Source organism: Legionella clemsonensis, from assembly GCF_002240035.1.
Classification (GTDB): Bacteria; Pseudomonadota; Gammaproteobacteria; order Legionellales; family Legionellaceae; genus Tatlockia; species Tatlockia clemsonensis.
Genome location: NZ_CP016397.1, coordinates 1249874 through 1261857, shown reverse-complemented (window position 1 = coordinate 1261857; position 11984 = coordinate 1249874). Strand labels below are relative to the sequence as shown.

Sequence of the window (11984 nt, the reverse complement as noted above, 5' to 3'; positions counted from 1 at the left end):
TAATTTTTTCTTAATCCCATCACCTTATAATTGGTTAAATAATCCAATGAGGTTGTAACATGAAGACTGATGGTTCCACAGCATTTTTTGTTTCTCAGATAATTGCCGATTATGAAAAAGAGATCCAACAGGAAGAACCCTTCATACAGCCAGCTACACAATATAGTAATAGTGAATTACTGAAGCGTTTGCATCATTCAAAACTCCATGCATCAGGATTAAACGATATACGCTGTAATGAGTTAAAGAAAGCTAGCTCCGAAATTAACTCAGCTCAGTCAGTTTCCTCAGTTTATTATCCCTTTTGTGGAGCAGATGTTACTCATGTTTTTCTATTATTTCCCTCTTGCACATCGGTCATAGGATTTGGCCGAGATGAGTTTGGCGATATTTCTAATTTAAATTATTACAACGACAATGGTGATTTTGTGGCCGTTCCTTTAGGCTATACTTCCGGCTTTGATTCCCATAAATACCATGAAGCACAAGGCCAAAAATATCCTGATAGTAAATATAAAGTGTGTCCTGATATTTTACTAAGAATAACTCAGATTCTCGGAGGTAAAATTCTCAGTGTAGGAACAAAACAAATAGGAAAGACAGAAAATGATATCATTCATGAAATTAAATTCTTATTGGATGATATCGAACGCAGCTTTATTTACGCCCAATATGAAATTTATTGCGACTATCGATTACCTGACGAAAGTTCCCCGGTAAGAGACTTTTTACTTTCTCAAAATCCTGATGCATTATTGCTTAAAGCCATTCCGGATATTTTATTCGCCTATCCTGACGGTTTAGCCATGGCAAAAGCCTCGGTCATGCATGAATCCCAACTCGTTTTGTCCGATACAAGAACCTATAACTGGAATAAAATGGCTCATCAGATGGAGCAACCACAACCTGTTTTTTCACATGGCGAAGAATTAAAATTTCTTCCTCTTTTCTTCTCTTTTGGTTATGGAAGAATGTTATTTATCGGAAATGGTTCACAATTAAAAGGTATTCCCTCCAAAAAAACCAGTGCTAAAGTCGCCTGTTCATCACAAGATTCAATGATTACATCGACCACAGCACGCAATGCTGAAAAACAAAAGGAAATTAAATCAGAAGTAACAACGGATAAAATTGCATCGTCATTACCTGAGGTAATGCCTAAATCTAATAAGGGAAGCAGAAAGCACTCCGCCTTCTTTTCTCCTCTTAAGTTTTTACGCAATAAATTGGATAAAAATAAAAAATTAACTCTCGATATTTCCTGTAGCAAAGATACTTCCTATAATTCACTATAAATCATCTATGGAAAATGCAAGGAAGTAAAATGAAAGTATCTCCTGTTGCAGCATTTACGGATAATTACATTTGGATGCTCGTTAATGAAAAATTGGCAACGGCCTTCTGTATCGACCCAGGTGACGCTCAGCCTGTCATTGATTTTCTAAATGAACAATCTTTACAACTGCAAGCAATTCTCCTGACTCATCATCATCACGATCATATTGGTGGTGTTCTGGATCTACAAAATAACTACCCTGATGTGGTTGTTTATGGTCCAGAGGATAGTCGCATTCCTTATGTTGCTCATTCACTTAAGCCAGACACCGTGTTATCGTTACCTCCTTGTAATTTTCAAATATTAGGAACACCAGGGCACACTTCCACCCACATCAGTCTTTATGAGCCTGATTATCAATGGCTATTTTGCGGAGATACTCTTTTTTCAGCAGGTTGCGGTCGAGTATTTGATGGCACTATCGAGGACTTGTATGCGTCCTTACAAAGATTAAAAGCACTACCTGACGAGACCAAAGTATTTTGCGCCCATGAATATACCCAACAAAATCTTCGATTTGCAAATGCTGTAGAGCCTGGTAATGTTATAGCCCAACATTATGCCAATGAACTCGGTAGTAGTAATAGGTATTGTTCGTTGCCCTCAACCATTGGGTTAGAGAAAAAAATTAATCCTTTTCTACGAACTGATAATCCTGGGATGAAAAATTACGCCGATAATCGAGTAGGAAGCAGCAATCCTTTCCTAATTTTTAAACAATTGCGCACAGATAAAAACAACTTTTCTTAACAAAAAGATCTTATTTAAACCTTTTAGAACATAAGAAATACAAAAAGGGTTTATTGCAGGAATTTTATTTAGTACACTGTTGAGCCTTTTAATTCGTAATAGGCTGTTACATTGAAGTTTAGACCAATAATTTTTAGTTTAATCCTTTTATTATCAATCTCTTACGCGTTTTCAAACATAGCACATGCCACTCAGACGGTTTGGGACGTCATGCGAAGCCAATTCAGTCTAAATCACGAAGTTACACAACCTGAAGTGCAAACACAGCTTCGATGGCTTGTTTCCCATCCCAGTTATTTAAACAAACTAGCACGCTCTGAGCCTTACATGTATCACATTGTTACTGAAATTAAAAAAAGGCACATGCCTGGAGAAATTGCTCTGCTGCCAATGATTGAAAGTGCTTATGACCCTTTTGCCTATTCAGGCGCTGGTGCCGCGGGCCTTTGGCAACTTATGCCAGGGACAGGGAATAACCTGGGTTTAAAGCAGGACTGGTGGTTTGATGCTCGTCGGAGTATTCGCCCTTCGACAGATGCAGCACTTAATTACTTAACTTATTTAAATAAATATTTTAATGGTAACTGGATTCTGGCTATTGCTGCCTATGACTCAGGTGAAGGAACTGTTTCCCGTGCTATTAAAAATAGCCGCCAGTCACGCAATATACGTTTCTGGTCACTGCCTTTACCAGCTGAAACTAAAGCGTATGTCCCAAGGCTTTTGGCACTTGCTGAAATTATTAAATACCCTCAGCGCTATAGAATTACTCTTCCAGACATTCCTCATGTCCCCTATTTTGAAGAAGTTAATATTGGCAGCCAAATCGACTTAAATCATGCCGCCAAACTTGCCGGTATTTCTTATAAAGATCTTATAAAATTAAATCCTGGCTTCAATCGATGGGCAACTGCACCCTATAAACCTTTCAAATTACTCATACCCGCTAATAAAGTTGAAAAATTTAGCCGCAACCTGGCCAGTATTCCGGAAGAAAAGCGCGTCAGCTGGAGTCGTTATCAAGTGCGCCCCGGGGATGACTTAAATTCAATTGCCCGCAGAAATTTCACTACAGTAAAACTGCTTCGAGAGTTGAATCAATTGAAATCTGATAAATTGAAATCAGGTCAATATGTATTAATACCCAGTACTAAAAATGCCCCTGTTGCTACACCCAAACCTGCGGTGTTGGCAATCAAGGAGCAGCCAGCAACCATTCAAAGCTATAAAGTGTTACATATTGTACAACAAGGTGAAACCTATCAAACATTGGAAAGTAAATACAATGTATCCACCCAAGAAATCAGAAAATGGAATCAAATTAATACCACACAGCCATTAAAGCCTGGCCAACAATTGACAATATGGAAACGCACTGTGAAATACGGTGTTTATATTGTTAAAAACGGAGATAACCTCAGTAGGATTGCCAAACAAAATCACACGAAAGTTTCGGTGCTTTTAAAATTAAATCCTGGCATTAATAAAAGGCTACTTCACCCGGGCCAACAATTAATCATAGGTTAGGTTTTTTGGACAATCCGTGTTAAAATTTACATTTCACGCCTTGTGCGAGATCCATGGGTGCCGTGGAAAATCACGGCACATCGACAGTCTAGACCAGATTCTGTAATTAAAAAATGGCATAATCTGCCTTGACACAAGCAAAATTATCCAAATTAATAAGAGCTTGCGTGAGAGTTTGGAATCCTGTGATATACTTAAGTAAGTATTAAATTTCAATAGCCGCTATGAAACTACTCTTTGATTTTTTTCCAATTTTACTTTTTTTTATTAGCTATAAATTATTCGGTATTTATAATGCCACCGCAGTAGCTATGGCTGCATCGTTATTTCAAGTTATTTTTCACAGAGTAAAACATCAACGTTACGAAAAAATTCATTTAATTAGTCTGGCAATAATTTTTATTTTAGGAGGAGCAACATTATTCTTCCATAACCCATGGTTTATAAAATGGAAACCTACCGGCATTTATTGGCTAACTTCTTTAGTCTTTCTTTTATCACCGTTTGTTGGAAAAAAACCACTTATCCAAAAGATGATGGATGGAAATATAAAGTTACCTACCAAAATCTGGTATCGTTTAAATTATGCTTGGGCGCTATTTTTTGTTTTAATGGGTAGTGTTAATCTGTATGTGGCTTATTTTTATAGTACTGATGTTTGGGTTAACTTTAAACTGTTTGGAGGTGCTGGTTTTACGTTGCTCTTTGTATTCTTACAGGCAATTTATCTAACCAGACACCTAATTGAAAAAGAAATAGAACAACCCTCTAATGATTCCCGTTAGGGAGGCATATTTTAGGAGCAAGAATGAGATTGCTACTGGTTGAAGATGATGAGTTACTAGGTGATGCAGTTAAAGCTGGTCTCACTCAATTTGGCTATGTTGTTGATTGGTTGAAAGACGGTGAAGCAGCACGCGCTGCAGTAAAATCCGAATCTTTTGAATTAATTATTCTTGATCTAGGTTTACCCAAGCTTTCAGGTCTAGGCTTCTTGCAAGCAATTCGTCATGATGGAAATGCTACTCCAGTTATAATCCTGACTGCTCGTGAATCAGTCGAAGATAGAGTAAAGGGTTTGGATAGCGGTGCTGATGATTATCTTACCAAGCCTTTCGATTTGAATGAATTAAGCGCAAGGGTACGTGCCCTCGTCAGACGCTCTTCAGGTCGTGCTGATGCTGTTCTTCAATACCGTAATATTACTCTTGATCCTGCGGCTCATTCTGTCTATGTTGACGGTGTCATCGTCAATGTTCCACGCAGAGAGTTTGCCTTGCTACAGAAACTACTCGAAAACAGTGGGCAAGTGCTATCGCGTGAACAGCTAATGCAAAGTATTTACGGTTGGGATGAGGATGTGGATTCTAATGCCTTGGAAGTACATATCCACAACCTGCGCAAAAAACTCAACGCCAACTTTATTCGTACTATTCGTGGTGTCGGATATATGGCAGAAAAAAATGAGTAATTAACAATTGTGAAATCCTCTATACGCAAGTTTTTGCTGATTAATTTATTATTAGCGATAACAATCACAACGACGTTAACTGCAATAGGTAATTACTATCTTGACCAAAAAGATATCCAAGAACATCTGGATACTTTAATGGCTATTTCGGCATTATCTTATCAGGCGCTGCTGGGAGATGATTTGCATCAGCGCCCTCTTGGAAAAATCCAGGATGCTCTTGAGGTTATTCCACAAAAAATAGATAACTATTATCAACGACGCTTTTTAAATGATCTTCCTCCCAAAAACTATTTGGACAAATTTAATTTTCAAGTATGGACAAATGGAGGCAAACTACTGCTCCACTCGCCCACTGCTCCTAAAATTCCTCTAACAGCTGAAGTGGATGGTTTTAGCGATAAAATAGTTTCTAATCAGAAATGGCGGGTATTTACAACCTATAATGAGCAGGCAGGAATTCGTACGGTATTGGCAGAACGTTATGATACTCGCAACGAACTTGGTCATCGTATTGCTCAAGATGATCTTTATATTATGTTGCTAACTTTTCCACTGTCAGGTTTACTAATATGGATTATTATTGGTCGAGGCTTAGATAGTTTGGACCGTGTAGCACAAGAGGTGGCAAACCGAGCGCCTACCCACCTTGAGCCTGTAGATTTGCAAGAGGTGCCCGAAGAAATTAAACCGGTTATTGATGAATTAAACAAGCTGTTTTATCGGCTTAAAGAGGGCTTTGAGCGGGAAAAGCGTTTTGCAGCGGATGCCGCTCATGAGTTGAGAACGCCTTTAGCAGCCTTAAAAGCCCAAGCGCAAGTTGCACTCAACACAAATAACATGGATGAAAAAAATCAAGCTTTACAAAAGCTGATAGCCAGTGTTAATCGCAGCACTCACATTGTCCAACAGCTGCTAACGATGAGCAAGCTGGTTCCTGAAGCTGCCAATATTAATGAGATTGATGAGGTGAATCTTGTTAAAATAGCACGCGAAGTACTTGCCATGTTAGCGCCAAGTGCGGTGGAAAAACAAATTGAGCTGGAATTTGAACATGATGAACATTTACCTCTGTTTGCAGGTAATCCGACAGCTTTAAGCATTTTAATTCGTAACCTGGTGGATAATGCCATCCGCTATTGCAAAGAAAACGGCAAGGTTTCTGTTCGTATCTTCCCCCAAAACAAAGAATTGATTCTCGAAGTGCGAGACAACGGCCCAGGTATTCCTGATGAACTGCAAGGTCGAGTGTTTGAGCGATTTTTCCGTGTTTTGGGCAATAAAAGCCCTGGCAGCGGTTTAGGTTTAGCCATTGTTAGGCAAATCACCGATCTTCATGGTGGTAGAGTGGAGCTCGCTTCTCCCAGTGAGGGAACTGGTCTTGTAGTGCGTGTTTTTTTCCCCACTAAGGAGGAGCAGCCTTCTGCTGGATAAAGGCAGCTTGCGTTGATAGCTCTTGATTGCACTTCACTGCATCAAGGCTACGCCACTGCCTCGAAGTCTTGAAAAGCTAGCACTGATGCAGGGAAGCATAATCAAGGGCACATTTATGAGAAACTGGCAAAGTAATTTTTGCTAAAGGAACTACTAATTCATCCTATACGAGTGCAGTGTATGCAGGGGATATCTTATCGACTAGCCAATAATTGTAGCGCCTGACGAATCAATTGTTCGCAACTTTTATTTCCATCATCAATTTTCTTAATCACTTTCACTGCTTCTTGCTGCTTATATCCTAAAGCTTCCAAAGCACTAATCGCTTCACTTTGCTCCTGCTTCAGCGGAGGTTTCTGTACACCAGGGGGGCTAATCATCATCTGTGGAGAGAGTTGCTTAATGCTATCTCTCATTTCAACTAGCAATCGCTCTGCGGTTTTCTTGCCTATTCCCGGAAGCTTGGTTAGCAGTAGGGAATTTTGCTCTTCGATGCATTGAATAAATTCAATGGGAGTAATGCTGGATAATATCGCTATGGCCAATTTGGGGCCAATACCATTTACTTTAATGAGCGCTCTGAATAATGCTCTTTCCTCTTTATCTAAAAATCCAAACAACTGTAAGGCATCTTCGCGAACCACCGTGTGTATGTGCAAACCTATGGCACCAGATTGGGTTTCAAGCTGGAAAAAGGTATGTAATGAAGTTTCCACATCATAGCCTACTCCATTCACGTTAATCACTAACTTCCCAGGTTGATGTTTATCAACAATTTGTCCATTTAGCCAACCTATCATCGTGCACGCCTCCTGAAATGCCGTGAGCGCTGTGTTAATGCTAAATTATGGCGCATATGACAATGACAGATAGCAATAGCCAAAGCATCTGCAGCATCACTTTGTGGCGCATTATTAAGCATTAACAATTTGACTACCATATGCTTTACCTGCTCTTTTTGTGCAGCACCATAACCCACGACCGACTGTTTAATCTCACGAGGGGAGTATTCACTAATCTTTATACGATGAGATGCAGCAGCAACCATCGCTGCTCCTCTAGCATGACCCAGTTTAAGAGCAGAGTTAGGATTCTGATGCAAAAATACCTGTTCTATTGCAACTTCATTCGGATTATAACTCTCCATCAATTGACAAATACCGTCAAAAATTTGCAACAAACGCTGACTTAATTCCCCATCCGAGGTACGAATACAACCACTGTCAATATAGTGGATTTTGCGTCCCTCTTCCTTAATAACCCCATAACCTGTCACCCGAGAACCAGGATCAATCCCCAGAATAATACTCATCAGGCAGTTTCAAACAAAGCCTCAGGCAGTTCAGCATTACTATGAACTTCCTGTACGTCATCCAAATCTTCAAGCATATCTACTAATTTCATTAAGCTTTCAGCAGTTTCTTTATTCAAAGGAACCGTTGTTTGCGCGCGCATCGTTAAATGAGATTGCTCCACCTCATAACCTGCTTCCTGAATAGCTGCCAAAACATGATGATAATTGTCTGCTGCGGTTATAATTTCAATGTGATTATCTTCGACTACTACATCATCCGCACCCGCTTCTATAGCAATTTCCATAGCACGATCTTCAGGTTGTCCTGCAGCAAGAAGAATTTCCCCCTGCTTGTTAAATAAATACGCTACAGAGCCGTCTGTGCCCAAGTTTCCTCCATGCTTTGTAAAAGCATGTCTAACTTCAGATACTGTACGATTTTTATTATCAGATAAACAATCCACAAGGATAGCCACACCACCAGGCCCATAACCTTCATAACGCATTTCCATCATATTTGCGCCATCTAAACCACCAGCTCCTCGCTTAATCGCATTATCAATGGTATCTCGCTTCATATTAGCTTTTAATGCCTTACTAATTGCATCTCGTAATCGGGGATTTGAAGACTCCTCTCCTCCACCCATTCTGGCCGCAACTGTAATTTCACGAATAAGCTTGGTAAAAATCTTTCCTCGTTTGGCGTCTTGAGCCCCTTTACGAAACTTGATATTAGCCCACTTACTATGTCCTGCCATTGCTACACCTCAAAAAGAAAAACCATCTTAAGTCTGTTGACACAATTACCTAGTTCCACATACCGTGGCTTGTCCACGGTATGCAGAGATTTCAAGAATGTCGCGGACAAGCCGCGGCACGTAGGTAAACAGTAGTACCAGGAAATAACCTATCAACAGGATCCTAATTTCAGATTATCAAATCTTAAAGTATACATCCTCTAAGCACTAAAAAGAACTGATACAAGAAGCATGAAGAGGGCAAAATCATACGTTTGTTTAAATAATAACAACAAGGTGTCAGCCTGAGCAAAGCGAAGGATGACGGTAATTTGTATAAGATAGGGTGTTTAATTAATCAAAATGGTAGGGTCTGCCCTGAAAGCATAGAGACTAAAATGCAGTTTATTAGTCATCATCGTAAGAGGCTCGACATTTTTTACGTTTTCAAGCTATGCTAAGGCGTTTATTTTTGCAGGGAGACAATGGTGTATTTAGCAGGATTCGGTAATTATCATCAAACGGAAGCCATTTCAGGAGCTTTACCCAAGGAGCAAAATTCTCCCCAACAATGTGCATTTGGCCTTTATGCTGAACAGCTCAGTGGAAGTGCTTTTACTCGACCACGACATGTCAACTTGCGCAGCTGGTTGTACCGTATTCTTCCTTCTGTTGTGCAGGAGGATTATCAACCTTATGAAAAAAGTATTGCTATCAACCCTGCCAGTCTGCAGCCACCGAATCCTATGCGATGGGCACCTCTTCCCAAACTCTCTGAGTCCAAGGATTTTGTAGATGGATTATTTTACTTAGCTGGCAATAAATCGGCGAATGCCTTTATTTACCAATGCAATCAATCCATGAAAAAACGCTATTTCAGTAACAGTGATGGTGAAATGCTGTTAGTTCCCTATATAGGAGAACTTCTTATTCACACGGAGTTTGGCCAGCTTTCAATTGAACCTGGAAAAATAGCGGTTATTCCACGGGGCATAAAATTTAGAGTGGATTTAGGTTCGGAGTTAGCAGCAGGCTATCTCTGTGAAAATATGGGAAGCCCTTTTGTTTTACCTCAACTAGGACCTATTGGTTCCAATGGTTTAGCCAATCCACGCCACTTTCTTTATCCTGTGGCTGCCTTTGAGAATATTCAGGGGGAGATTCAACTATTATGCAAATACCAACAAAAACTTTGGAGTGCACAATCAAATCATTCCCCTTTAAATGTAGTCGCATGGCATGGTAATTATGCACCTTATAGCTACGACTTGGCTTTGTTTAATACCATCAATACCGTAAGTTTTGATCACCCTGATCCATCGATTTTTACTGTGTTAACTTCCGAGAGTAATTCCCCGGGGGTAGCCAATCTGGATTTTGTAATTTTTCCTCCTCGCTGGATGGTCGCTGAGCATACTTTTAGACCGCCCTATTTTCATCGAAATGTCATGAGTGAACTGATGGGGTTAATTAAAGGAGAATATGACGCCAAAAAAGAAGGTTTTTTACCGGGTGGCGTTAGTATTCATAACTACATGACGGCTCACGGACCTGATGCTGATACTTATAAGCAGGTGATTCAGGAAGAGTTGAAACCCACTCGCTACCAAAATACCCTGGCATTTATGTTTGAAGCCAAACATCCCTGGTTAGTGAGTGAGCAAGCATTATCACACCCTTCAAGAGAAATAAAATATTCGACGTGTTGGCAACATTTGCCTTGCAATTTTACTGAAACCTAGATTAAATCATATTCATTTACTAAAAAAATCTTTTTTTTTCAAAGGAGTAAGTCTCAATGCGTGCAAGTTTTGCCCAATATATGCTGGCAGTTATAGCTTTAGGATCTATTTCAATGCTTGGCAATACAGCAGCCACTAATAATACAACTCAAAACCCATTTCAATCTCACTGCATTGATTCGTGGATGAAAAGAATGGATAGCAGAGATAAGGTGGATTACAAAAATTTTGGTGAGAAATATTGCGAGTGCGTCTCACAATATTCACTGGATACCCAAGAGACGATAAATAAAGCCATGCGGCTTTGTATGTCACAAACTCTTCTACAAGATACTATGGACGCTCTTGAGAATGAAGTAGGCTTGGATAAAGCGACGGGCGAAGATATTAATGAATATTGCGAAGATAGATTTATGCTGGTTTTCCCTACCATGGATGATAAAAACAGGCAAGTAACCGCTAGTTATTGCCATTGTGCTGAAGTTAAACTTGCCACATTTTTAAAAACTGCTGACAGCATGACCGATAAGGAATATAACGATACAATCAAAAATATTGCTTCCTATTGTTCGGAAAATGTGCAAATAGAGCGTAAGATGTCTTCTCCAGCCAATAATGACTCTCAAACAACCACTTCAACCATAGAAGATAAAGAGCAATAACCCAGGACTTAAAATAAGTCTTCCTGGGTTAAACCTACTCGCTCTAATAATCCACGAAGCGTCTTCAAAGCCTCCACTTGAATTTGCCTTACTCTCTCACGTGTCAGATTGATTTCTTTACCGACATCTTCAAGAGTAGCTTTTTCAAATCCTCGCAGGCCAAAGCGTCGTGCTATCACTTGTTGTTGGTTTTCAGTCAGTTTATCCAGTAGCGACTCAATATGAGTACGCAAATTTTCATCAGTCAGTAATTCTGCCGGATTCATGCTGTTTTCATCAGCAATAGTATCCAACAAGGATTTGTTTTCATCATAACCTATCGGGGTATCTACAGAAGCCACTTTGTCATTTAATCCCAATAGTTTTTCAACATCTTCAATCGGTTTATCCACCATCTCAGCAATTTCTTCAGCTGAGGGTTCATGGTCAAGTTTTTGGGTAAGCTGGCGCGCAGCCCTTAGATAAACATTAAGTTCTTTAACCACATGGATAGGTAAACGGATAGTTCTTGTTTGATTCATAATGGCACGCTCAATCGTTTGCCTAATCCACCATGTGGCATAAGTAGAGAAGCGAAAACCTCTGTCAGGATCAAATTTTTCAACAGATTTCATTAATCCCAGATTACCCTCTTCAATAAGATCCAATAAGGGCAAGCCACGATTGAGGTAGCGACGGGCAATTTTCACTACCAAGCGTAAATTCGATTCAATCATTTTTTTACGTGAAGCCGCATCACCTTTAAGCGCTCGTTTGGCATAATAGACTTCTTCTTCTGCTGACAATAAGGGTGAAAACCCGATTTCGCTTAAATAAATTTGAGTAGCGTCCATTAATTTTGCTGCTTGTCTACCACGCTGAAAACTTGGGAATGCTTCCTCGTCGCTAAAATCGGGTGTAAGATCATCATCGCCCTCTACTTGAGCAAGATCATCTTCATTTAATAGGGTCTCATCATTCGGAGACGCCTCCCAATCTTCCTCTGGAATCTGATCAGCTTTTATTGATTCATCATCTGGTTGCATCATATC

The 11984-nt window shown here is 39.8% G+C and carries 12 protein-coding genes; 8 read left to right on the top strand and 4 right to left on the bottom strand.

The annotated features are described in order from the left end of the window. Nucleotides 1-59 precede the first annotated feature (59 nt). The 6 genes from clem_RS05445 to clem_RS05420 all read left to right on the top strand — a co-directional run bounded on the left by clem_RS05445 (nucleotide 60) and on the right by clem_RS05420 (nucleotide 6518). Nucleotides 60-1295 carry a hypothetical protein gene (locus clem_RS05445; protein WP_094090701.1) on the top strand — a complete coding sequence of 412 codons (1236 nt, stop codon included), beginning with the start codon at nucleotides 60-62 and terminating at the stop codon, nucleotides 1293-1295. Between the two features lie 29 nt (nucleotides 1296-1324). Further along, nucleotides 1325-2086 (top strand): hydroxyacylglutathione hydrolase, encoded by a 762-nt coding sequence (gene gloB, locus clem_RS05440; RefSeq protein WP_094090700.1) that lies wholly within the window; start codon nucleotides 1325-1327, stop codon nucleotides 2084-2086. A gap of 210 nt (nucleotides 2087-2296) precedes the next feature. Continuing rightward, a complete protein-coding gene (locus clem_RS05435; RefSeq protein WP_094090699.1) occupies nucleotides 2297-3613 on the top strand; it encodes a lytic transglycosylase in 1317 nt (438 codons plus the stop codon). Nucleotides 3614-3837: 224 nt separating this feature from the next. Next, a complete protein-coding gene (locus tag clem_RS05430; protein ID WP_094090698.1) occupies nucleotides 3838-4398 on the top strand; it encodes a septation protein A in 561 nt (186 codons plus the stop codon). A gap of 23 nt (nucleotides 4399-4421) precedes the next feature. Next, nucleotides 4422-5084 (top strand): response regulator, encoded by a 663-nt coding sequence (locus clem_RS05425; protein ID WP_058448607.1) that lies wholly within the window; start codon nucleotides 4422-4424, stop codon nucleotides 5082-5084. Between the two features lie 9 nt (nucleotides 5085-5093). Next, nucleotides 5094-6518: an ATP-binding protein gene (locus tag clem_RS05420; protein ID WP_094090697.1), complete on the top strand. Its 1425-nt coding sequence runs from the start codon at nucleotides 5094-5096 to the stop codon at nucleotides 6516-6518. 194 nt (nucleotides 6519-6712) lie between these two features. On the opposite strand, the gene ruvA is transcribed toward clem_RS05420, so the two are convergent. From ruvA to clem_RS05405, 3 genes are read right to left on the bottom strand one after another with little or no spacing between them, the layout of a single operon-like run. Next, nucleotides 6713-7318, bottom strand: a complete 606-nt coding sequence (ruvA, locus tag clem_RS05415) for a Holliday junction branch migration protein RuvA (RefSeq protein WP_094090696.1) — start codon at nucleotides 7316-7318, stop codon at nucleotides 6713-6715. Beyond that, entirely contained in the window at nucleotides 7315-7830 is a 516-nt protein-coding gene (ruvC, locus tag clem_RS05410; protein ID WP_094090695.1) for a crossover junction endodeoxyribonuclease RuvC, read from the bottom strand. Before ruvC ends, ruvA begins: the two co-directional genes overlap by 4 nt. Further along, complete coding sequence (locus clem_RS05405) at nucleotides 7830-8570, bottom strand: YebC/PmpR family DNA-binding transcriptional regulator (RefSeq protein WP_094090694.1); 741 nt, start codon at nucleotides 8568-8570, stop codon at nucleotides 7830-7832. Before clem_RS05405 ends, ruvC begins: the two co-directional genes overlap by 1 nt. 467 nt (nucleotides 8571-9037) lie before the next feature. Here clem_RS05405 and hmgA point away from each other — a divergent pair, with 467 nt between their 5' ends. Next, the gene (gene hmgA, locus clem_RS05400) at nucleotides 9038-10291 is read left to right on the top strand and encodes a homogentisate 1,2-dioxygenase (protein ID WP_094092276.1); all 1254 of its coding nucleotides are present in this window, start codon (nucleotides 9038-9040) and stop codon (nucleotides 10289-10291) included. A 56-nt stretch (nucleotides 10292-10347) separates the two neighbouring features. Next, nucleotides 10348-10953: a hypothetical protein gene (locus tag clem_RS05395; protein ID WP_094090693.1), complete on the top strand. Its 606-nt coding sequence runs from the start codon at nucleotides 10348-10350 to the stop codon at nucleotides 10951-10953. Nucleotides 10954-10961: 8 nt separating this feature from the next. Here clem_RS05395 and rpoS read toward each other — a convergent pair whose 3' ends face one another. Next, the gene (rpoS, locus tag clem_RS05390) at nucleotides 10962-11978 is read right to left on the bottom strand and encodes an RNA polymerase sigma factor RpoS (protein WP_094090692.1); all 1017 of its coding nucleotides are present in this window, start codon (nucleotides 11976-11978) and stop codon (nucleotides 10962-10964) included. Nucleotides 11979-11984: the final 6 nt, after the last annotated feature.